This is a genomic window from Streptomyces sp. CB01249, assembly GCF_001905735.1.
Taxonomy (GTDB): Bacteria; Actinomycetota; Actinomycetes; order Streptomycetales; family Streptomycetaceae; genus Streptomyces.
The window spans coordinates 1,487,610-1,509,162 of record NZ_LISW01000001.1; the positions used below are offsets into that span (position 1 = coordinate 1,487,610).

Genomic DNA, 21,553 nt, shown 5'->3' on the forward strand with positions numbered 1-21,553 from the left:
GTGATCCACGAGGTGGACGACGTACTCCGGTCCCTGATCCGGGCGGAGGTGCTCGGCGGCGGCCAGATCACGGTCGTCTTCGACGCCCCCACCCGGGAGTGGGCCGCCAAGGTCAACGCCCCCATGGTCAACCTCTATCTGTACGACATCCGCGAGGACATGCGGCGCCGCGAGCGCGGCCTGCACAACGAGTACGACGAACGCGGCGCCGTCGTGGCACGCCGCCGCCCGCCGCGCTACTTCAAGCTCTCGTACCTGATCACGGCGTGGACCAAGCGCCCGGAGGACGAACACCGGCTGCTCTCCTCCCTGCTCGCCTGCCTGCTCGGATACGAGGCCCTGCCCCCGGAGCGCCTGGCCGGTTCCCTCGCCGGGATCGGGGCCGCCGTCCCGATGTCGATCGCCCTGCCCCCGCCGGAGGACCGCTCCTTCGCCGATGTGTGGAGCGCGCTCGGCGGCGAACTGAAGCCGTCGCTCGACCTGGTGGTGAGCGTGCCCGTGACCGCCTCGCCGACGTACCCGGCGGGACCACCGGTCGGCGACGAGGGCCTGCACGCACGGTTCGGCGACATGCCGGAATCCCCGGAGCCGGAGTGGGGCGCTCCGCGCGGTCTGCCGGTGTACGGAAGCCGTCCCGGCCGTCCGGTACGGGAGGAGCCCGTAGCCTCCGCGGCGCGGCGGGGACTGGGGCTGCGGATCACCGAGACGCGCGCGGCCACTGACGCGACGACGGAGGACCCCACCGCATGACGTCCCCGGGCCGCCCCGACGACGACCTGAACCTGCGCCACCTCCTCGCCCGGGCGACCGCCGTCGAGCAACGCGTCCGCCGCGCGGTGGAGGCCCGGCAGCGCACGGATCCGGACCCCGAGGACGCGTTCCGGGGCCTGTATCTGACGGACGAGAACATCGCCCGGCTGCTGGACGAGGAGGGGGCGCGGGGGTTTCCGGACCCGGTCGGGGAGGAGGGCGGGGCCGCTGGGCCCTCCCGGCTCACCGCTCTGGAATCGGACTTCGAGCTCACCCCGCTCGACACCGAGATCCTGCTCATCGCGCTCGTACCCGACCTGGACGACCGCTTCGAGGCGTTCTACGGGTACCTCAACGACGACGTGACCCGGCGGCGCCCGTCCATCGGCCTGGCGCTCGGCCTGTGCGGGGTGTCCCCGGCCGACGCCGTCGCCCGCGGCCGGCTGGCGGCGGCCGCCCCGCTCCGGGACGCCGGGCTGCTGCTCGCCGAGGACTTGGACCGCCCCTTCCTCAGCCGGGCGCTGCGCGTGCCGGACCGGGTCACGGCGCATCTGCTCGGCGACGACACGAGGGATCCGCGTCTCGCGGACGTCGTGGCGCCCTGGGCGGCGGTCTCGGGCGTCGGCGACCCGGCGGCCCTGGCCCGGGTCCTGGCCGGTGGCGTCCCGCTGGTCTACCTGGGCGAGGACCAGGGCGGCGCGGGCACGGCCCTGGCCGCGTCGGCACTGGAGCGGGCGGGCCGGAGGGTCCTCGGCGTCGACCTCGCCCGCCTGGCGGCGGACCCGGCTCCCGCCGACGCCGTACGCGCCCTGGTCCGCGAGGCGCGGCTGACCGGGGCGGGCCTGGTCTGCGCTCCGCTGGACGCGGTGTCCCGCGAACACCCCGCTCTGTTACGCCTCCTGACGGCCACCTCGGTACCGACGGTGTTGGTGGGCCGGGTGCCGTGGGACGCCTCTTGGTCCACGGTGCCGCCGCTGCTGGTGCACGCCCCGAGGGTGGAGCCGTCGGCGCGCGGGGCGCTGTGGAGCGAGGCGTACCGGCGTACGGGGTCGGGCGCTGTGCCTGCCGGGGTCGACCCGGACCACCTCCTGGCGCCGTTCCTTCTGACGCCGGAGCAGGTCCGGGGGGCGGCCCTGAGCGCCGCGCAGACGGCCCGGCTCGACGGCGGGGCCCTCACCCCGGACCATGTGCGCCAGGGGGCCCGCGCCCAGAACGCGGCCGGTCTTGACCGCCTGGCCCGCCGCATCGAACCCACGGTGACCTGGGACGACCTGGTCCTCCCACCCGACGCCCACGCCCAGCTCCGCGAACTGACCGCCCGCGCCCGGCACCGTGACCGGGTGCTGGGGGAGTGGGCGATGCGGCCGGGCGGGGGCCGGGGGCGCGGGGTCTCGGCGCTCTTCGCGGGGGACTCCGGCACCGGCAAGACCATGTCGGCGGAGGTGATCGCGGCGGACCTCGGTCTCGACCTCTACACGGTGGACCTGGCGACGGTGATCGACAAGTACGTGGGCGAGACCGAGAAGAACCTGGAACGCATCTTCACGGAGGCGGCGGGGGTCAACGGGGTCCTGCTCTTCGACGAGGCGGACGCGATTTTCGGGAAGCGCTCGGATGTGAAGGACGCGCACGACCGCTACGCGAACGTGGAGAGCGCGTACCTCCTCCAGCGCATGGAGTCCTTCGACGGCCTGGCGATCCTCGCCACCAACCTCCGCGCCAACCTGGACGACGCCTTCACCCGCCGCCTGGACCTGGTCGTGGACTTCCCGGTCCCGGACCCGGAACAACGCCTGACGCTCTGGGACCGCTGCCTGGGCCCGACGCTCCCCCGCGCCGCGGACCTGGACCTCCCCTTCTGCGCCGAGAACTTCGAGCTGGCGGGCGGCAACATCCGCTCGATCGCGGTGACGGCGGCGTACTTGGCGGCGGACACGGGCGGCGAGGTGACGATGGCGACGCTGATCCACGCGGTCCAGCGCGAGTACCAAAAACTGGGCCGCCTGACGCTGGCTTCGGAATTCGGGCCGTATCTGGACTTGGCCCAAGGGTGAGGCCGCCCCGGTTCAGTGCGCCGGGTTGCCGAGTTCGCGGGTCGCGGCCCAGTCAAGCCGATGCGGGTTGAACGTGGGCTCCGTGAAGGCGCGGGTTGCCACGGGCGTGCCGGGGTCGCTGAGTTCGGCACCCTGCACGTGGGTCCACTGAACCGGTGGCGCCGGCTTGAGGATTTCGGCGGCGTATTGTGCGATGATTTTGGGCTTTCCGCCGACGTCCTGAGTGAACAACTGGAGTTCGTACGCTCCCGTGATGGTGGGGCCTGCCCCCGAGACGTATCCGCAGAACATGGTGTCCCGCTCCTTGTGTTTGAACTCCACGACCATGAAAAGTATGCGGCGGGCCACTTGGTCAAGGGTCTGCGCGTACTCCTCCAATTCGGCATCGGTGTATCCGGGGCGGCGTCCGATGACGGAGAACATGGGGGATTCGGGAGTGGACAGGAAGTGGTTTTCACTGACCCTTCGACGCTCGCTCAGGATTTCGTCACCTTCGCTTCGTAAGGCTGTCGCTTCGGCGTACTCAGCGTCCAGATAGGAGTTGATGAATTCCGTGGCCTGGTCAAGATCCATTGCTCGTCACCTCACGTTTGAGGAAGAGGAAATCATCGGGTCCTATGGTTGTCTTCCGGGGTCCGGAAGGTGCACCCATGGGGCCGGAAATCTTCCACTCGTATTCGGTCTCCATCACCCTTCGGGCTGGTTCTTTGAACATGGATTTGATCATGTCGCTCAGCTCCTTCTCGGCTGCGGCGTCGCCGCTCTGGAAGTCGGGAAGGGAACGAATCTTGTTTTCGAAGTAATCCTTGAGGAGTTCGCCGAACGTGATCGTCACGGTGAGGTCGAGGGAAACCTCGCCGACCCGTGCCGGATCTCCCGCGAACACGGCTACTTCCGTCTCGATCCGGCGTTCGGCCGCGCGCATGGTCACCTGGTTGTATGTGTCACTGGTGGTGACGATGTTGAGACCATCCCGGTATCCGGAGCCGCCGAAGATGTCTGCGACAGCGTGCGACCGGTTGAAGTCCTCCCCTCCTATGTAGCCGGGGGAGTTCTGTGTGACGCCGCGAGGGTCGCCTTCGGGCTTCAGTTGGAGGTCGAAACCCTCCACTTTGAGCTGGGTATCGCGACTTGGATCGGTCTCGGTGATCCTGAACTGCTTCCCGGCGCGAGTGGTGTACGTCGTGATCCGCCGCTCGCTGTTTCCATCCAGATGGATGCGCTCCGGGTAGTAGTTGGTGTGCTCGGACTTGCCCGCGGAAGGGAGGTCGAGGCGGCCGTAGGGTCCTATGTCCTGCTGATACGAGTGGGACCCGAGCTCGTTGAGTTGCTCGACCAGGCCGGCGTTGTTCGTACCGCCGGGGTCGACCTGCCGAACCTTCGTCAGCCCCTTGTTCTTCAGTTCCTCGGGCACGGGGGGCCCGAGTTTTTCCAGGAACTTCTTCTTCGCAGGGCTTCCGATCCTTCGGAACGTGTACCAGTGGAAGTTCCCGGACTTCTTGAACTCATTCGATGTGAAGTAGGGCGTCAGTGCTTTCTGGAAGTCTGTGGTTTCAGTGAGCTGGTAAGCACCCTGTGTGGTGCTGTCGATGTCATTTCTGGCCCACAGCGGGGAGGATTCACCGCCACTCGTCTGCACCTTCACCTTGGTTATGTAGAGCCTCCACCACTCGTCGTGCGCCGACTTGGCGTACTTCTCGGCTGCATCCGGGAGGCTTTCCTGGACCTTCTTGAGGGCTTCTTCCTCGGTCACGGGGCGGGGGGCGCGAGTTCCGCGTGTGCTTGTCGGATTGACCTTTCCGCGTACGGACCAGCGCTCCCCGTCTTCGACGGGTTCGAGCGACTTCATGCCGTAGCGTGCGCGGATGCCCGCCAGAACGGGTGTGAGGGCACGGCGTCCGACTGGCCGGTCGCTGAACCTGTTGAGTGCGGCGACAGCGGCGTCCAGGCCCTTGTCCAGGCGCTTCTGCTTGCCCTGCGGACTGTCGTCCCGGCCCGGCGCTTTGCCCTTGAGCTTGTTCCAGAGCGCCTTGCCCTTTTTGGCGATGAAGTTGACGATCTTGTCGATCGCTCGGTTCACCGGGCGGGATACCGCGTGGAAGACGGACTTGACCTTTGCGGCGAGGCTGCCGATTCCCAGGAGGGAGGCGAGGAAGCCGATCAGGAGGGGGACGCTGGCGGCGAGGGCGGATTCGACCATCTTGGGGACGCCGGCCTTGCCGCCGTTGGCTATGGCCACCACCGCGTCCAGGACCGAGTTGACGAACTCCACGATCTGGGAGCCCTGGTTCACCACGAACGTGACGATGTCGATGATTCCCTTGACCGCGCGGACGAATGCGGAGGCGGGGTTCAGGAGGGAGAGGATCCAGGTGATGCCGGCGATGATGACCGTGGGGATCAGGTAGCTCGTCAGCTTTTCCAGGATCGTGGACTTGAGGTCGCCCGCCTCCTCCTGGATCTCTTTGACCGCGCCGGCCGGGCCCTCCCGGGCGATGTTCTGGGCGACCGGGACCGAGGACTCGACCGCCGTCATCGCCTGGTCGGGGACGCCCTTGCGGGTCACCCGGGCCCGGATGTTGGCCCAGGTCAGGCCCAGGAGCGAGCCGATCAGTTGGATGATGCCCTTCATGTCGAACTTCTGGGGGAGTTCGAGGCCCGCCTTCACCGCCGTGCCGAGCAGCCACGACACGACCCCGGTCTTCAGGTGGCCGGCGATGTTCGTCAGGAAGAGATTCAGACCCGCGCCGACGGCCGACACCAGGTTGCCCAGGAAGCCGATGGGGTCCTTGATGATCTTCATGATCGCGCCGGCGGCCTTGGCAAGGATGTCCAGGAGGAGGTTTTTCAGCTCGTTGATGGTTTTTATCGCGCCGACAATCGCGTCCTTCGCCTTGTCGATCAGACCCTTATTGGCCTCCTGGAGTTTCTTGATCTCCTCGTCGACCTTGTTGAGCGCCGCCGTATATTTCTGGGCCAGGTCCTGGACCAGCTGTTCTGATTTCTCGTTGACCGACGCTTCCAGGTCGTCGAATTTCCCCGCGAAGTCCTTCGCGGCCTCCTCGCCGAACTGCTTCAGGTCGGCGGGGAGTTTGTCGACCTCCGCCTTCAGCTCGCCCCGGCCCTTCGCGATCCGGGCCTTCGCCCTGCCCAGTTCGGTGCCGATGATGTCGGCGACCGATGAGATCACCGTCTGCATCTGGGAGACGTACAGCTTGCGGGCCTCCTGGTAGAGGTTGTTCGCCTCCTCAGGCAGGCCCGCGAACTTGTCCTTCACCCAGCGGGCCTTGCCGGTCCAGCCGGAGTACCGCTTGTCCTTGTACTGCTTCATCCGGCGCTTGTGGTCCGCCGTGAACGCGTCCCGGGCCGCCTTCTCCCCGGAGGTGAACGCCGCGTCGACCTTCTTGTCCAGGCCGGACAGCGTCGCCTCGACGTCCTTCTTCGTGCCGTCGTAGACCCTCTGGAGCTTCGCCGTGACCTCGGCGCGCTTCTTCTCGTCCTTCGACTTGGTCTCGCCCTTGCCGCCGTCCACCTTCTGCCCGGCCTGCGCACGGGTCGCGGTCAGCGTGCTCATCGCGGCGGCGCCCGAGGCCGCGGCGCCCGCCTTTGCGGCGGACAACTGGCGGCTCTCGGCCGACCTGCCCTTCGCCGGGGCCTTCGCGGAGTCCGCCTCGGCGGTCTTCTTGGCGCTGAGAGCCTCGTTGAACTCCGGTTCGTTGCCCTTGGCGAGCTGGTCCTCGGTGACCTCGGCGTCCGCCATCGCCTTGTCGTTCTGCGCGGGCCCCTCGGAGAAGTCGGTGACCGATGCCGGCTGCTTCTCGGGGATCGCGGCCGCTGCGGACGGCGCCCCGGGGTTGCCGGGCGGCTGGTCCGGGGTGAGCGGGGTGACGGGCTTGTCCTTGGCGGCCGACGTGTCCGGCGGGGCCTTCGTCGCGGTGTCGATGTCCTTGGACGACGCCTCCTTGCCGTCCGAGACCTTGCCGTCGACCTCAGCCTTGACCCGCTCCGCCTTGCCGGACTTGGAGAACTTGTCGGCGTCGTCGAGGTTCTTCGGCGCCTGCGCGTCGATCGCCTTGTTCACCGCGTCGATGAACGCCTTCTTGTCGAACTCGCCCGGCTTCGCGGCGTTCATCTTCTCCGCGTTGGCCGCCTTGCCCTGCGCCTCCTTGTCATCCGGAGGCGCGACGGCGGCATCCTGCGACGCCTTCGACTCCGTCGTGGCCGGCCGGTGCTGGGCCAGCCGCTGCTTCTTCGCCGCGATGTCCGCCTTGACGCCCCGGAACCCCGGCGCCTGGGCGGGCGATGGCTTGACGGGGGCCGTGTAGCGCTGGGCGACCAGGCGCGAGACGGCCGCGTTGCCGGCCGCGCGTTGCAGCCGCTGGAGACTGCGGCGGTCCGGTGTCGCCGCAGGGCCGGGCGTGGGGGCCAAAGTCGCTTCCGTACGAGCGGGAGCCGTTTCCGTACGAGGCGAGCCGGTGCGGGACGCGGCGGCGGTCGACTTCTCGGGAACCCCCTTCATACGTCCCCTCCCGCCAGCACAGCTCCGCCCGCACACGGTGGCTAGCCAGGCTGCCGGGCGCCCGAGGGGCGCAGGGAGCACCGGTGGGACGGGGGAGGGGCAGGCCCGTGCGGTGCGCGCGGCGCGGCCCGTTTGCCTCATCGGGCAGCTGCCCATGCACGCCGGGGCGGCCGACTATCCGTTCCCGGTGATCGCCGAAGTGGCGAGAATCGCCGGTGTTCCCCGGTCGGGCAGCGGTCACGCGACGGGGTGGGAAGCACGTCGAGGAGCACGTCAAGGAGAGGCCCATATGCCGTCGTACCTGTCCCCGGGCGTCTACGTCGAAGAGGTCGAGTCCGGTTCCCGGCCGATCGAAGGGGTGGGCACGTCGGTCGCCGCCTTCGTCGGGTTCGCCCAGCGCGGCCCCTTCGACGAGCCGACGCTGATCACGAACTGGAGCCAGTTCGTCAGCACCTTCGGCGACTTCGTGGACGGCACGTACCTCGCAGCCGGCGTGTACGGCTTCTTCGCCAACGGCGGCGGCATCTGCTACGTCGTCCGCATCGGCGACGGCTCGGACACCGTGGCCGGGGGAGCGGAGGGCGAACTCGCGGCCGGCTCCGAGGTCCAGGTCGGGCCGTACGCCGTCAAGCCGAAGCCGGGCGTGGCCGGAGAGATCAGCGTGGAGGTCGCGGAGGCCGAGGGCGACGATCCGCCGTCCGACGTGTTCCAGCTGATCGTGAAGCGCGACGGCCAGGTCGCGGAGACGTATCCGTCCGTGACGACCAAGCGGAGCAAGGAGAACGTCGCCACCCGGGTCAACGCCAAGTCGGAGCTGATCGAGATACGGGAGTCGGGGCGCGGCGCCGCCCCCGCCCGGCCGACGCCGCAGACGGTCACCCTCGCCCCCGCCGCACCACCCGCCGGAAGCGCCGGTGCGCTCGCCCCCGAGGTGTACGTCGGCGACGCCGACCGCCGCACCGGCCTGGGCGGCCTCGAAGCGGTGGACGACGTCACGATGATCGCCGTACCCGACCTCATGGGAGCGTACGAACGCGGACTGCTCGACCTGGAATCGGTCATCGCCGTGCAGCAAGGGCTCATCAGACACTGTGAGTTGATGGGCGACCGGATCGCCATCCTCGACCCGCCGCCCGGCCTGACGCCGCAGCAGATCCGGTCCTGGCGCACCGACCGGGCGAACTTCGACTCCAAGTACGCCACGCTCTACTACCCGTGGATCAGCGTCGCCGACCCGGCATCCGGCCGCGCGACCCTCGTACCGCCGAGTGGTCACATCGCCGGGATCTGGGCCCGCAACGACGACTCGCGCGGTGTGCACAAGGCACCGGCCAACGAAGTCGTGCGCGGGGCCGTCGCGTTGCAGACGCAGCTGACCAAGGGCGAGCACGACCTGCTGAACCCGATCGGGCTGAACTGCATCCGTGCCTTCCCCGGACGCGGCATCCGGGTCTGGGGCGCCCGCACCCTGGCCTCCGACCCGGCCTGGCGCTACCTGAACGTGCGGCGGCTCTTCAACTACCTGGAGGAGTCGATCCTCGCCGGGACCCAGTGGGTGGTCTTCGAGCCGAACGACGACGCCTTGTGGGCCCGTATCAGGCGCACCGTCTCCGCGTTCCTGGTGAACGAGTGGCGCAAGGGCTCGCTCTTCGGGCTCACCCCGGACGAGGCGTTCTACGTGAAGTGCGACCGGGAGACGAACCCGCCGGAGAGCGTCGACGCGGGGCAGGTCGTGTGCGAGATCGGCGTCGCGCCCGTCAAACCGGCCGAGTTCGTCGTGTTCCGGCTCTCCCAGCTGACCGGCGGGACCGGAGGCGTGGACGAGTGACCGGCGCGCGCCGCCCTTCAGTGACCGGCCCGTTCCCGAACCTGGCGTAAGGAGCCTGTGGTGCCACTTCCCGATCTCGACAGTTCCGTCGGGCACTCCTTCGGTCTCGAATTCGACAGCGTCGTCATCAAGCAGATCACCGAGGTCAGTGGTCTGAAGATGGAGCAGGACGTCATCGAGCTCAAGCAGAACACCGCCGACGGCAAGTACGCCATCAAGAAGCTGCCCGGCCGTCCCAAGGCCGGCGAGGTCACCGTCACGCGCGGCCTGACCGAGGACAACAGCTTCGAGCGCTGGATCAAGGACTCCCGCTTCGGCCGCATGACGAACGCCCGCCGCAACGGCGCCGTCATCGTGTACGACTACGAGGGGCTGCCCATCAAGCGGTACAAGCTCATCAACGCCTGGCCCAAGTCGCTGGAGATCGGCACGCTCAAGGCCGGGGACACCTCGGTGCTCACGGAGAAGCTGGCGATCACGTACGAGAGCATGGAGCTCGACTGATGCGGCGTTCGGTCCAGTTCCAGGCGCCTCCGGAACGGGACGCGGGCCCGGGCCGCTCCGAACCGTTGCGGACCGAGTTCACCTTCGAGCTGCCGCGCGGCTACGTGGACGAGTCGGGCACCGTGCACCGCAGCGGGGTGATGCGGCTGGCGACCGCCCGGGACGAGTTGGTGCCCCTGCGCGACGACCGGGTCCGGGAGAACTCCGCGTACCTCTCGGTCGTGCTGATCTCCCGGGTGGTGACCCGGATCGGGACGGTCGAGGACATCCATCCGGGCGTCATCGAGGACCTGTTCGCGTCGGATCTCGCGTTCCTGCAGGACTTCTACCGCCGGATCAACGCTGAGGGGCACACCCGCGCGGCCGTCACCTGTCCGTCCTGCGACGAGGAGTTCGCGGTGGATCTCGCCGGCGGTCGCCTGGGGGAATCGTGACGTACGCGGCCGACCTGCTCTACGAGGAGGTCGCGTACCTCGCCTACCACTTCCACTGGCCGCTGGACGACCTGCTGGACCTGGAGCACCCGGAACGCCTGAAGTTCGTCGCGCAGGTCGCCCGCCTCAACGGGCAGTAGCCAGGAGCACGGAGGAGGACGAGGACCATGGGGCTGATGTCCTGGCTGCGCGGGGGCCGTTCCGCCGATGCCGCCCCGTCCCGGGAGCGCCCTGGACCGGATCGGTCCGACCGGGTGGACGTGAGCCGACTGGCACCCGTCCAGCGGTCCGTCACGGGCCAGGATCTGGTGATCAACCCAGCTGGTTTCGAGGCAGAATTGACGACACGTCAGAATGCCTCGATGGGGACGCCTCTGGGGCATCTGGTCAGCCCGGAGGCTCCCGCCGGTCTGGTACGCGGTGTGGTCGACGCCGCTCCGGGAAGCCCGCCCCCACCGGTCCAGCGGGCCGTCGAGATGCCGATGTCCGCGCGGCGTGGAGCGTGGACGGTGGCCGTACAGCGGGCGTATGGGGACAGCCTGCCGAGCCTGACGTCGGCCGGACCCGCCGCCGTATTGGCAGCGGGCCTTCCGGTACGCCAACTGGTCGGTGAGCAGCCCCTCGTGCCCCCTGATGAGCACATTGAGGGTCCGCTGCCTCAGAGGGGCGCCGTCGAGCCCGACCCCCCGGCGCGGGGTGCTCCGCCCGTGCAGCGCACCTCCGACGACGCACCACCCCTGCCCGCGCCTCGGCGCACCGGCGGCCTCGGCGCACCGCTCCCCGGCCTGCCGCCCACGGCCCAGCGCAAGGCGGTCCCGCCGTCGCCGCCCCAGGTGCAGGGCGGCAGCGCCCGGCCGCCGGACCCCGTCCACGCGGTCGACCCGGTGCCCACCCCGGGCGAGACCACCACCCCGGACGCCTTCACCGGGACGGAGACCGTGGCACCGCTCCTGGGCGACGCCCCGCTGAAGGCGGAGGACGGCGCGCACGTGCCCGAGTCGGCGCCGGACCGCCAGGAGCCCGCCGTGCCAGTGCAGCGGACGACTGCCCCGCCGCCCGTGTCCCCCGACCGCCCCACCGCGCCCCTGCTCGGGGACCGGCCCCTGACTCTCCGTACGGCCGACGCGCCCGGCGCCCCCCGGGCCGTCCAGCGTGCGGCGGAAGTAGCCGACGACGCGGGCAGCGCATCCGCGCCGTCCCCCTTCGTCCCCGCGCCCCCGGATCCGCCGCCCGCCGTGGCCGTCCGCTGGACCGCGACCGACCCGGGCGCGGGCATCGGGCTGAAAGCGCCGAGAGCACCGGAAGCGCCGAGAGCCACCGGAGCGATGGCCGCCCCGGCGGCCCCGTTGCAGCGCGCGGTCACCCCCGTACAGCGGCAGACCGCCTCGCCGCCCGCACCCGGCCGGGGCCCGCGCGTGCCCGCATCCGTGCGGAACGCCGGGGCGGTCGCCGTGGCGGCCGGGGTGGCACAGCGCATGGCGGACGGGAGCTTCGTCTTCCCGTCCGCACCCCGCGACGGCACCTCGCGGCCGGTCGTCCAGCGGGACTCCGAGACCACCGAGGAGCCCCCGCCGCCGCCCCTGCCGGAACCCGGTCCGGAGCCGGAGCCGGAACCCGATCCGGAGCCCGGACCCGGCCCCGAGCCGCCCACCGCGGAACATCCGGCGGCGACGACCACCTCCACGAGCCCCGACGGGAGTCCGCAGACGCCACCCGTCACCGACGAACTCGTCCGGGCGCTCTACACGCCCCTCAGCAGGCTGCTGAAGGCCGACCTGCGGCTCGAACGCGAGCGCTCCGGCTCCCTCATCAACACCCGTCACTGATCGAGAGGCACGCGCATGGCCAACGCCCCGGACGACGACCCCGCAGTCAGCGTCTGCTTCGTCGTGACGATCGATGACATCGAGCTCGGGTCGTTCAACACCTGTGACGGGCTGGGCTGCGAGGTCGTCCTGGAGACCCGCGAGGAGGGCGGCAACAACGGGCATGTGTGGCAGCTGCCGACCCGGCTGAAGTACTCCAACGTGAAGCTGTCGCGTCCGCTCACCCGGGAGACGGAGAAGGTGGCGCGCTGGTTCGCCACCATGACGACCGGGTTCAGCCGCAAGACCGCGCACATCGAGGCGCGGACCGGCGACGGCCGCAAGGTCGCCCAGTGGGGGCTGCTCGAAGTCGTGCCGGTGCGCTGGACCGGGCCGTCGTTCACCCCGGAGTCGCCCAAGGTCGCGATGGAGACCATCGAGATCGCCCACCACGGCTATGTGATGGAGGGCTGAGCGGCGTGAGCGCGGGACCCATCGCCTTCAGCGCCGCCGGGACGTCCGGGGTGGCGTCCGCCGCGAAGGGCGGCTCCGCCAGGCCCAAGCTGGAGCACGCCTACTTGGAGCTGCGCACCCCGCCGACCGGGGGCGGGCTGACCCCGGGCGGGCCGTGCGGGCGGATCGACTTCCAGTTCAACCCCAAGGAGCTGAGCCTGACGAAGGCCGCCTCCTGGAAGCGCACCCCGGCCAAGGGCGCGAAGAGCTCCGGGCCGCCGGAATACCAGGGTTCGCAGCCCAGCAAGCTGACCGTCGAGATGTTCTTCGACGCGGGCGACACCCAGGACACCCGGGTCGTGACGGCGGTGGAGCAGCTGTTCGCGTGCTGCGTACCGACCAACGAGACCCGGCAGCAGCAGCGTTCCTCGCCGCCCTGGGTGGTGTTCCACTGGGGCGGACTGACCGGCTTCCCCGGTTACGTGAGCCAAGTCGCCGCCAAATACACGCTGTTCACCACTTCGGGCGTGCCGATCCGGGCCGTGTGCCAGGTGACGATGGAGGAGATCAGCGGGGAGACGCCGGGCCAGAACCCCACCTCCGGGGCGCTGGCCGCCCGGCGGGTGCACCGGGTCGCCTCGGGGGACTCGCTGCCGTCGCTGGCCCACCGGGAGTACGGCGACGCGGGCGCCTGGCGGGTCATCGCCGAGGCCAACGGCATCGACGACCCGATCAGGCTCGCCCCGGGCACCCAGTTGCTGCTGCCCGCGCTGGACGAGCTGAGCCGCCTGGACGACAACGGTGGCCGGGGGGCGGGGCGATGACCCGCCCCGGGGTCTCGAGCGCGCTGGTGGTGGAGTTCGACGGCCGCCCGCTGCCCGCGAAGTTCCTCAACACCCTGGTCGAGGGCTATGTGGACGACAGCCGTACGCTCCCCGATCTCTTCCTGCTCCGGTTCCGCGACCCGGACCGCGTCCTGCTCGAACAGACGGGCCTGAAGATCGGCAGCGAGGCCCGGCTCCTCGCCCGGGCCGGTGGCGGAACCGCCCCGAAACCGCTCCTCGAAGGCGCGGTCACCGCCCTGGAGATCGAGCTGGACGAGACCGGCACCTTCACCGTGGTCCGGGGGCTCGACGCCTCGCACCGGCTGCTGCGGGGCCGCCGCGTCGCCAGCTACCAGAACATGACCCTGTCCGACATCTGCGGCCAGGTCGCCCAGCGCGCCGGACTCAAACCCGGCACCGTGGACATCGCCGGACCGGTCATCGAGCACATCGCCCAGCCCAACGTCACGGACTGGGAGTTCGTACGCGGCCTCGCCGAGGAGGCGGGCGCCCAGGCATACGTACGCGACGGGCAGCTGCACATCACCCGGCCCGCCGAGGCGAGCGGGGCACCGGACAGCTCCGCGCGCGCCGACCGGGACCCGCTCGTCCTCGAGCTCGGCAGCAACCTGCTGCGCTGCCGCGCCGGGGTCTCGGCCGCCGAACAGGTCTCCGAGGTGGAGGTGCGCGGCTGGGACATCGGCGCCAAGGAACCGCTGGTCGGCCGGTCGCCCGCCGGGAAGTCGGCCACGCTGGACCTCGGCGTCACGGCGGCCGAGGTCACCGCGCCCTTCGGCGAGGCCCGGTTCGTCGTCACCGACGCGGCGTACGGCACCCAGGCACAGGTGGACCAGGCGGCGAAGGCGCTGGCCGAGCGCATCGCGGGCTCCTTCGCGGAGCTGGAAGCGGTGATCCGGGGCAACCCCGAGGTCACCGCGGGCAGCGCGGTCGCGCTCAACGCGGTCGGCGCGCCCTTCGAGGGCCGCTACACCGTCACCTCCTCGCGCCACGTCTTCGACGCCGTACGCGGATACGAGACCTGGATCACCGTGTCCGGTCAGCAGGAACGCTCGCTGTTCGGACTCACCGGAGCCTCCGGCGCCTCCGGGAGCGGCCCGCGCTGGGCGGGCCTGGTCAGCGGGACGGTCACGGACACCCAGGACCCGGAGGGCTCGGGCCGGGTGAAGGTGCGCTTCCCGTGGCTGTCGGAGGAGTACGCGAGCGACTGGGCGCGCACCGCGCAGTCCGGCGGAACGGGCGGCGGCGAGGCCTTCATCCCGGAGGTCGGCGACGAGGTGCTGGTCGGCTTCGAGCAGGGGCACCTGGACCGGCCGTACGTGCTGGCCGGTCTGTACAACGGCAAGGACCGGCCCGGCGGGGGAGGAGGGGGCGGCGGAACCTCGGGCGCGTCCGGCGCTCCGGGCACCCCCGGCGCCTCCGACGCGGGCGGCGGCGACCTGGTCGACCCCACCACCGGCGCCGTGAACCGCCGCGCCTTCGCGTCCAAGAGCGGTAACCAGTTGGAACTCCTGGACGCCGCCAACGGCCCGCAAGGCGTACGGCTGCGCACCGGCGACGGGAAGCTGACCATCGACCTGGACCGCCGGGGCACCGCCGTTGTCATCAACAGCGACGGCAGCGTCACCATCGAGGCCAGGGAACAGGTCTCCGTCAGGGCCGCCAAGGGGGTGTCCCTGGACGCCGGACGCGGGGAACTGACCCTCACCGGCGAGAGCGTCACCCTCACCTCCCGCAACGGAGTCGCCCTGAACGGCGGCACCGGCAAGGTGGCCCTCTCCACGGACGGCGCGGTGGAGGTGCACGGCGGACAGGTCACGGTCGACGGCAGCAGGCGCACGGACCTGAAGAGCGGCGGCTCGGTCTCCGTCAACGCACCGATGATCCAGCTCAACTGACGTACCACCACATTCACGGCGAACAGGAGCGCACCGCATGCCGTCAGCAGCAGCCGCCCGGGTCGGCGACCCCACGGGTCACCCCGGCACGGTCGGACCGCCCGGGGTGGTCACGGTGCTGATCGGCGGCAGACCCGCGGCCACGGTCGGCACCCTCCACCAGTGCGCCTCGCCGTTCGGCCACCCGCCGTCCCCGATCGCGCCCCCGGGCAGCCGGAGCGTGTTCATCGGCGGCAGACCGGCCGCCCGCGTCGGTGACCTGAGCGGATGCGGGGCGCCGATCCTCTCGGGCTGCGCCACGGTGCTGATCGGAGGCTGAACGGACATGGGAGAACAGTTCATCGGGGCCGGGTGGGCCTTTCCGCCGCGTACGGACGCCACCGGGTCCATCGCGCTGGTGCGCGGCGAACGCGAACTGGAGGAGTCCATCCGGCTGATCCTGGCGACCTCGCCCGGCGAACGCCCGATGCGGCCCGAATTCGGCTGCGCCGTCAACGACTACGTGTTCGCCCCCGCCGACGCGGGAACGGCCGGGCAGCTCGCGTACGAGGTGCGCCTCGCCCTGGAACGCTGGGAACCGCGCATCGAGGTCGCCGACGTCACCGTCCGGTTCGACGCGGCGGACAGCGGGGTGCTGTACATCGACATCGGCTACACCGTGCGCGGCTCCAACGACCCGCGCAACCTCGTCTTCCCGTTCTACGTGATCCCCCAGCACGGACCGGAGACGAACCCCGACGACGAGGAGGCCGGCGCGTGACGCTGCCCAGTCCCCATCTGGACGACCGCCGCTTCCAGGGCCTGGTGGACGAGGCCAAACGCCTGGTCCAGCAGCGCTGCCCGGAGTGGACCGACCACAACGTGTCGGACCCGGGAGTCACGCTCATCGAGGCCTTCGCGACGATGGTCGACCAGCTCGTCTACCGGGTGAACCGGGTGCCGGAGAAGAGCTACCTCACCTTCCTCGACCTGATCGGCGTACGGCTCCACCCGCCGACGGCCGCGCGCACCGACGTGACCTTCCGGCTGTCCGCGCCCCGCCCCGACCCCGTCGTGGTGCGCGCCGGGACCGAGGTCGCCACCGTCCGCACGGAGACGGAGGAGGCGGTCGTCTTCACGACCTCGTCCGAACTGACCGTCGTGCCCTGCTCGTTCGCCCACCTCGCGACCTGGCCGGCCGCCGAGGAGGTGACCGACCGCACCGAACAGCTCGCCATCGGGCGCGACGTGGCCTGCTTCGGCGCGACGCCCGCCCCCGGGGACTGCCTCTACGTGGGACTGTCGGCCGCCGTGCCCGCCGGGGTCGTCGTCCTGCGGCTCGACTGCCGCGTCGAGGGCGTCGGCGTGGACCCGCTGCACCCGCCCCTGGTCTGGGAGGCCTGGGACGGCACCACCTGGGCGGCCTGCGAGGTCGAGAAGGACGACACCGGCGGCTTCAACCGGTCCGGCGAACTCATCCTGCACCTGCCGAGAACCCACACCCCGGCCGCCGTCGTCCGGCGCACCGGTGGCTGGCTGCGCTGCCGGCTGATCGAGGCCGAGCCCGGCCGCCCGACCTACCTCGCGCCGCCCGTGGTCCGGTCGGTCACCGCCTTCACCATCGGCGCCACCGTCGCGGCCGAGCACGCCGAGACGATCACCGACGAGGTGCTCGGCGCGGCGGAGGGCGTACCCGGCCAGGCGTTCACCCTGGCCCGCTCGCCCGTCGTGCCGGGGGACTTCGTGGTCGAGGTCGCGGACCCGGCGAGCGGCCCCGAGCCGGAGTACACCCGCTGGACCAGGGTGGACGACTTCGCGCACTCCGGCCCCGAGGACCGGCACATCACCCTCGACCCGAACTCCGGCCGCGTCGAGTTCGGCCCCGCCGTGCGCGAACGGGACGGCTCCATCCGCTACTACGGGGCCGTCCCCGCCAAGGGCGCCACGGTGCGCGTGCGCGCGTACCGCACCGGCGGCGGGCTGCGCGGCAACGTCGCCCGGTCCACCCTGAGGATCCTCCGCAGCGCCATCCCGTACGTGGCCCGCGTGGAGAACCGCAAACCCGCGCTCGGCGGGGTCGACGGGGAGAGCGTCGACAGCGCCCGGGTGCGCGGCCCGATGACCCTGCGCACCCTGCACCGGGCCGTCGTCCCGCACGACTACGAACTCCTCGCCCGCGAGGTCGCCCCGGACGCCGCCCGCGTCCACTGCATCAGGGCCGGGGCCGACGGCGACGAGAGCGACGCCACCGCGCAGGGCGTACGGCTCCTCGTCGTCCCGGCCGGGCGCAGCGACGACCAGGGCCGCATCGAGTTCGACGAGCTGATCCCGCCCGCCCAGACCCTGCGCCTCATCGCCGGGCACCTGGACGAGCGCCGCCCGATCGGCGCCCGCCTCGTCGTGGAACCGCCGTTCTACCAGGGCGTCACCGTCGTCGCCTCGGTCCAGGCCGAGCCCGGCGCGGACCGCGACCGCGTACGGGACGCGGCACTCGCCGCGCTGTACGGGTACTTCAACGCCCTGACCGGAGGACCGGCCGGACAGGGCTGGCCGTTCGGGCGCCCGGTCCAGTCCGGGGAGGCGTTCGCGGTGCTCCAGCGGGTGCCGGGCGTGGACCTGGTGGAGGACGTACGCCTCTTCCGCGCCGACCCGGTGACCGGCGAGCGCACCGACGCCACCGCCAAGATCCCGCTCGACCGGCACGCGCTGGTCTTCAGCTACGAGCACCAGCTCCGCGTGAGGGGAGCCTGACCCATGCGCACCGGCGTCCCCGGACTCCCCACCCCGCACCCCCTCACCGACCAGCTCCCCGCCGTCTACCTGGAGCAGGACTTCCTCCGCCGCTTCCTCACCGCACTGGACGACGTCCTCGCCCCGGTCCTGCTCACCATCGACAACCTTCCCGCCCACCTGGACCCGCGCAGCGCACCCGACGACTTCCTGGCCTGGCTGGCGCAGTGGGTGGCGGCGGAGTCCCCCGAGGACGGGCCGGTCGAGCGGCGCCGGGAGACGGTACGCGGCGCGGTGGCCCGGCACGCCCGGCGCGGGACGGCGGGCGGCCTCGCCGAGGCGGTGCGCCTGGCGACCGGCGCGGAGCCGGAGGTCACGGAGAGCGGCGGCACCGCCTGGTCCACCGGACCCGGCACCAGGCTTCCGGGCGCGCCGCGCCCCTGGGTGACGATCCGGGTCCGGGAGGGCCGCGAACGGCCCGTCGACCGGGCCCGGCTGGAAGAACTCATCGGCACGGAGGTGCCGGCCCACGTGGGCTTCACGCTGGAGATCCTGCCCTCGGACGGGGGCGCGGGGGGTGCGACGCGGTGATCTGCGAGTCGTGCGGGACGAGGAACGAACCGGGGCGCGAGTTCTGCGTGTCGTGCGAGGCGTTTCTGGCGTGGGAGGAGGGGGACGGGCCCGCGCCCGGCCCACCGGTGACGACCCCGCCGGTGCCCGTCCCGCCACCGCCCGTGACCCCGGAGCCGCGCCAGGGCACCGCGCCCCCGGCCCCCGAGCCCCCCGTTCCGGCGCCCCAGACCCCCGTAACCCCGCCCCCACCCCGCGCGGTGAACCCCCTCCCCGCCATCCCGCCGCAACGCCCGCCGAACCCCGCGTTCCGCGCACAGGACCCGGACCGCCCGGGCCCGTCACCCCGTACGCCGTCCGGCGCCGCACCCCGCCGCCCCGGCGACCGGCCGGACGTGCCGCCCGGCCCCGCGGCCTGGACGCCCGACGCGTCCGCGCCCGAGCCGCCCGCCGCACCGGTCGGGGCACCCGTCCGGTGCCCCGGCTGCGGCACCGAGAACGCACCCGACCGCACCCTGTGCGTCCGGTGTGCCCTGGTCCTGGACCCCGGACCCGCACCCGAGGCACGCCCGCCCTGGTGGCGCCGCCTCTTCCGCCGGGGTCCGGCGCGGGGCCACGAGGCCGGGGCGCGTCCGCGACGCCGCCGACGGGGGCCGAGGCTCGGGATTCCCCTCGCGCTGCTCCTCGTCCTGGCCGGGGTCTGGTTCGCGCTGCCGCACCTGTCCGGGCTGCTGGGCCTCGCCAAGGAGGAGACCGGCGCGCCGGAGTCGATGCCGCCCTCCGCGTGCCACGCGTCGAGCGCGGCGCCCGGGCATGCCGCGGCCGCCGCCGTGGACGGCTTCAACAACCGGTACTGGGCGCCCAAGGCCACCGGCGCCGGGGCGGGGGAGTTCCTGGAGTGCACCTTCGACGCGCCGGTCCGGCTGCGGAAGATGGTGGTGTTCCCCGGCACCTCGACGCGCACGGACGAGTATCTGACGCAGGCCCGGCCGTCCAGGCTCATCGCCGAACTGACCGCGGAGGACGGCACCAAGAGCACGAAGACGATCCGGCTCGCCGATCAGGCGGGCCAGCAGACGTTCGACGTACGGGGCTCGCAGACCGTCCGGATCCGGCTCACGGTCGACTCCGCGTACGGCACCGGCAAGGGGCGCCGGGTGGCGGTCGCCGAGGTCGAGTTCTTCGGCCACCGCTCCTGACACCACCGCGCACCACGCGCGCCCGGCTTGCGACGGAGGGAGGGGGACGGCAGGGTTCGGTGCTGTGCCCACTCTCCTGATCGTGCATCACACGCCCTCGCCGAACTGCCAGGCCCTCTTCGAGGCAGTCGTCTCCGGAGCGACGACGGACGGGATCGAGGGCGTACGCGTCGTACGGCGCGCCGCGCTCGCCGCGACGGCGTCCGACGTCCTCGAAGCGGACGGGCTGCTCCTCGGCACCCCGGCGAACCTCGGCTACATGTCCGGGGCGCTCAAGCACTTCTTCGACCAGATCTACTACCCGTGCCTCGACACCACGCAGGGCCGCCCCTTCGGCTACTACGTGCACGGCGGCAACGACGTCACGGGCGCCGTGCGCGGCATCGAGACGATCACCACCGGCCTCGGCTGGCGACGGGCGGCGGAGGCCGTGAAGGTGACGGGCGAGCCGGGCAGGGCCGACACCGAGGCGTGCTGGGAGCTGGGTGCCGTACTGGCGGCGGGCCTGACCGAATAAGGGCTGCGCGACCCGCCTGCGGAAGCTACGCTGTGCCGCGATGACGACTCACTCTCTCCAAAGATTGGGGGCCCCGTCCGCGCAAGGTGAGTGCTGATGACCACTCACCGGCCCGACGAGGATCCCTTCCTGTCCTTCTGGCTGCGCGTGCGCGAGTTCGCCGTGCCGCCCTCCATGATCGAAACCGCCACCGCCCGGCGTCGTACCGGCGACTGGGCCGGTGCGTGCGCCGCCGCCGGAATCGACGTCGACTTCACGCCCCGGGCCCTGGCCCGCACGTACGGGCGGGAACTCGCCGCCCGCGTACGCGCCGACCTGCGCCACCTGGCACCGGACCTGCTGCGCTGGCACATGCCGAGGATCGCCCCGCGCGGCCTGCTGCGCCCCGGGCTGACGATCGCGCTCGCGCGGTACGACTCCGAGCCGCGTCCCGGAACCGCGCGTGCCCCGGCCACCGTGCACCTGGTGGCCAGGACACCCCCGGCGTGGGCGGATGCCGGGCAGCGGATCAGCCTCGGCCTGTGGGACGGCACGGGCTCCGGGACCGTACGCCTGCATCCGCACCCCTACCCCAGCCGACGGTTCCGGCTCGATCTGCACCGCCATCTGTGGGACGCGCGCAGCGCCGGTGACCTGCACATACGTTCCGGAGGCTCCGAAGGCGACGACGACTCGGGCCTTCGGCTTCCGCCGGGGCGACGCTGTGCCGTGGGCCGCTGGGCGGCGGAGGCCGCGCTGCTGCTCGACGCCGAGGGCCGTACCTCGGGCTCCGTCACCGTGCGGCTGGGCGGGCGGCACCGACTGCTGCTGCACGCGACCGCGGAAGGCCGTCTGCGGCTCGCGGACGCCCGGACGGCCGCCGCCCGCAGCCCGCTGGTGCTGCCCGACGCGGCCACCTGGGCGCTGCCCGACCTCGAACTCCTGCGCTCCGGCGCGATCGAGGCCGACCGGCTGCACCCGCTCGTCGCCGCCGCGCTCGCCCCCGGGCACGCACCGGCCGGTCCGCCACCGGCCCCGTCAGGCGCCGGGCACCCGCGCGTCGTGGACTGCCGGGGCGCCCCGCACCGGATCGGCCTGGTCGACGGGGTGCTGTCCGCCCTGGACCACGACCCGGCCGAGATCCGGCGCGAGGAGCTGCTGGTCGCCCTGACCGGGGCCCCGCTGCCGTGCCTCAGGGCCATCGATGAGGCCCACCGCCGTCCGGACTGCCTCGCCGGGGTACGGGAACGGCTGGACCACGGCGACATCGCGGGCGCGCTCGCCGTCGTGGAAGGTCTCCTCGGCCCCGGCGCACAACTCCGGGACGGCCCGCTCCGCGACGAACTGGAGACGGCGGCGCTCCGCCGGATCACCTACGGGCTGTACCGGGCCGACCTCATCGAACCCGGCCCGAGCACCTGCCACCCCGTTACCCCGCCCGCCCCCGCACGCCGCACGCGCCCGCGCCGGGCGGGGGCGCGCTGACGGGTGC

19 protein-coding genes are annotated in these 21,553 nt (G+C 71.9%); 17 read left to right on the plus strand and 2 right to left on the minus strand.

What is annotated here, in order from left to right:
• Together AMK18_RS06285 and AMK18_RS06290 are read left to right on the plus strand one after the other, a co-directional pair.
• The gene (locus tag AMK18_RS06285; RefSeq protein WP_073861961.1) at window positions 1–750 is read left to right on the plus strand and encodes a DUF4255 domain-containing protein; all 750 of its coding nucleotides are present in this window, start codon (window positions 1–3) and stop codon (window positions 748–750) included.
• Window positions 747–2,804, plus strand: a complete 2,058-nt coding sequence (locus AMK18_RS06290) for an ATP-binding protein (RefSeq protein ID WP_073861962.1) — start codon at window positions 747–749, stop codon at window positions 2,802–2,804. The genes AMK18_RS06285 and AMK18_RS06290 overlap by 4 nt, the downstream gene beginning before the upstream one ends.
• A 12-nt stretch (window positions 2,805–2,816) precedes the next feature.
• On the opposite strand, the gene AMK18_RS06295 is transcribed toward AMK18_RS06290, so the two are convergent.
• The gene (locus AMK18_RS06295) at window positions 2,817–3,377 is read right to left on the minus strand and encodes a hypothetical protein (protein ID WP_073861963.1); all 561 of its coding nucleotides are present in this window, start codon (window positions 3,375–3,377) and stop codon (window positions 2,817–2,819) included.
• Window positions 3,367–7,323, minus strand: coding sequence for a DNA/RNA non-specific endonuclease (locus AMK18_RS34740; protein WP_158071801.1), 3,957 nt, complete (start codon window positions 7,321–7,323; stop codon window positions 3,367–3,369). The genes AMK18_RS06295 and AMK18_RS34740 overlap by 11 nt, the downstream gene beginning before the upstream one ends.
• A gap of 289 nt (window positions 7,324–7,612) precedes the next feature.
• Between AMK18_RS34740 and AMK18_RS06305 the strand changes: the two genes are divergently transcribed.
• The 15 genes from AMK18_RS06305 to AMK18_RS06370 all read left to right on the plus strand — a co-directional run bounded on the left by AMK18_RS06305 (window position 7,613) and on the right by AMK18_RS06370 (window position 21,546).
• Window positions 7,613–9,151: a phage tail sheath family protein gene (locus tag AMK18_RS06305; RefSeq protein ID WP_073861964.1), complete on the plus strand. Its 1,539-nt coding sequence runs from the start codon at window positions 7,613–7,615 to the stop codon at window positions 9,149–9,151.
• A gap of 60 nt (window positions 9,152–9,211) precedes the next feature.
• Window positions 9,212–9,655 (plus strand): phage tail protein, encoded by a 444-nt coding sequence (locus tag AMK18_RS06310; RefSeq protein WP_018099792.1) that lies wholly within the window; start codon window positions 9,212–9,214, stop codon window positions 9,653–9,655.
• Window positions 9,655–10,089, plus strand: a complete 435-nt coding sequence (locus tag AMK18_RS06315; protein WP_018099791.1) for a hypothetical protein — start codon at window positions 9,655–9,657, stop codon at window positions 10,087–10,089. Before AMK18_RS06310 ends, AMK18_RS06315 begins: the two co-directional genes overlap by 1 nt.
• Complete coding sequence (locus AMK18_RS34825; protein ID WP_018099790.1) at window positions 10,086–10,229, plus strand: DUF6760 family protein; 144 nt, start codon at window positions 10,086–10,088, stop codon at window positions 10,227–10,229. Before AMK18_RS06315 ends, AMK18_RS34825 begins: the two co-directional genes overlap by 4 nt.
• Window positions 10,230–10,796: 567 nt before the next feature.
• Window positions 10,797–11,915 (plus strand): hypothetical protein, encoded by a 1,119-nt coding sequence (locus tag AMK18_RS06320; protein WP_073861965.1) that lies wholly within the window; start codon window positions 10,797–10,799, stop codon window positions 11,913–11,915.
• A gap of 15 nt (window positions 11,916–11,930) precedes the next feature.
• On the plus strand, window positions 11,931–12,368 hold the full coding sequence (locus tag AMK18_RS06325) for a phage tail protein (RefSeq protein WP_018099789.1): 438 nt from the start codon (window positions 11,931–11,933) through the stop codon (window positions 12,366–12,368).
• 5 nt (window positions 12,369–12,373) lie between these two features.
• The gene (locus AMK18_RS06330; RefSeq protein ID WP_018099788.1) at window positions 12,374–13,171 is read left to right on the plus strand and encodes a CIS tube protein; all 798 of its coding nucleotides are present in this window, start codon (window positions 12,374–12,376) and stop codon (window positions 13,169–13,171) included.
• Window positions 13,168–15,087 (plus strand): VgrG-related protein, encoded by a 1,920-nt coding sequence (locus AMK18_RS06335; RefSeq protein ID WP_073861966.1) that lies wholly within the window; start codon window positions 13,168–13,170, stop codon window positions 15,085–15,087. The genes AMK18_RS06330 and AMK18_RS06335 overlap by 4 nt, the downstream gene beginning before the upstream one ends.
• Before the next feature lie 37 nt (window positions 15,088–15,124).
• The gene (locus tag AMK18_RS06340; protein WP_073861967.1) at window positions 15,125–15,406 is read left to right on the plus strand and encodes a PAAR domain-containing protein; all 282 of its coding nucleotides are present in this window, start codon (window positions 15,125–15,127) and stop codon (window positions 15,404–15,406) included.
• A gap of 6 nt (window positions 15,407–15,412) precedes the next feature.
• Complete coding sequence (locus AMK18_RS06345; protein WP_018099785.1) at window positions 15,413–15,847, plus strand: GPW/gp25 family protein; 435 nt, start codon at window positions 15,413–15,415, stop codon at window positions 15,845–15,847.
• Entirely contained in the window at window positions 15,844–17,817 is a 1,974-nt protein-coding gene (locus AMK18_RS06350) for a putative baseplate assembly protein (RefSeq protein WP_073861968.1), read from the plus strand. Before AMK18_RS06345 ends, AMK18_RS06350 begins: the two co-directional genes overlap by 4 nt.
• Before the next feature lie 3 nt (window positions 17,818–17,820).
• Window positions 17,821–18,387 (plus strand): phage tail protein, encoded by a 567-nt coding sequence (locus tag AMK18_RS06355; protein WP_073861969.1) that lies wholly within the window; start codon window positions 17,821–17,823, stop codon window positions 18,385–18,387.
• 239 nt (window positions 18,388–18,626) lie between these two features.
• Entirely contained in the window at window positions 18,627–19,565 is a 939-nt protein-coding gene (locus AMK18_RS06360) for an NADase-type glycan-binding domain-containing protein (RefSeq protein ID WP_073861970.1), read from the plus strand.
• Between the two features lie 64 nt (window positions 19,566–19,629).
• Window positions 19,630–20,082 (plus strand): flavodoxin family protein, encoded by a 453-nt coding sequence (locus tag AMK18_RS06365; RefSeq protein WP_018099781.1) that lies wholly within the window; start codon window positions 19,630–19,632, stop codon window positions 20,080–20,082.
• A gap of 96 nt (window positions 20,083–20,178) precedes the next feature.
• Window positions 20,179–21,546, plus strand: a complete 1,368-nt coding sequence (locus AMK18_RS06370) for a hypothetical protein (protein WP_073861971.1) — start codon at window positions 20,179–20,181, stop codon at window positions 21,544–21,546.
• Window positions 21,547–21,553: the final 7 nt, after the last annotated feature.

Excerpts from the sequence above, each read along its gene's own strand:
- AMK18_RS06355 (WP_073861969.1), top strand. The coding sequence starts at position 17,821 with ATGCGCACCGGCGTCCCCGGACTCCCCACCCCGCACCCCCTCACCGAC.
- AMK18_RS06325 (WP_018099789.1), top strand. The coding sequence starts at position 11,931 with ATGGCCAACGCCCCGGACGACGACCCCGCAGTCAGCGTCTGCTTCGTC.
- AMK18_RS06315 (WP_018099791.1), top strand. The coding sequence starts at position 9,655 with ATGCGGCGTTCGGTCCAGTTCCAGGCGCCTCCGGAACGGGACGCGGGC.
- AMK18_RS06340 (WP_073861967.1), top strand. The coding sequence starts at position 15,125 with ATGCCGTCAGCAGCAGCCGCCCGGGTCGGCGACCCCACGGGTCACCCC.
- AMK18_RS06290 (WP_073861962.1), top strand. The coding sequence starts at position 747 with ATGACGTCCCCGGGCCGCCCCGACGACGACCTGAACCTGCGCCACCTC.
- AMK18_RS06335 (WP_073861966.1), top strand. The coding sequence starts at position 13,168 with ATGACCCGCCCCGGGGTCTCGAGCGCGCTGGTGGTGGAGTTCGACGGC.
- AMK18_RS34740 (WP_158071801.1), bottom strand. The coding sequence starts at position 7,323 with ATGAAGGGGGTTCCCGAGAAGTCGACCGCCGCCGCGTCCCGCACCGGC.
- AMK18_RS06345 (WP_018099785.1), top strand. The coding sequence starts at position 15,413 with ATGGGAGAACAGTTCATCGGGGCCGGGTGGGCCTTTCCGCCGCGTACG.
- AMK18_RS06305 (WP_073861964.1), top strand. The coding sequence starts at position 7,613 with ATGCCGTCGTACCTGTCCCCGGGCGTCTACGTCGAAGAGGTCGAGTCC.
- AMK18_RS06370 (WP_073861971.1), top strand. The coding sequence starts at position 20,179 with ATGACCACTCACCGGCCCGACGAGGATCCCTTCCTGTCCTTCTGGCTG.
- AMK18_RS06295 (WP_073861963.1), bottom strand. The coding sequence starts at position 3,377 with ATGGATCTTGACCAGGCCACGGAATTCATCAACTCCTATCTGGACGCT.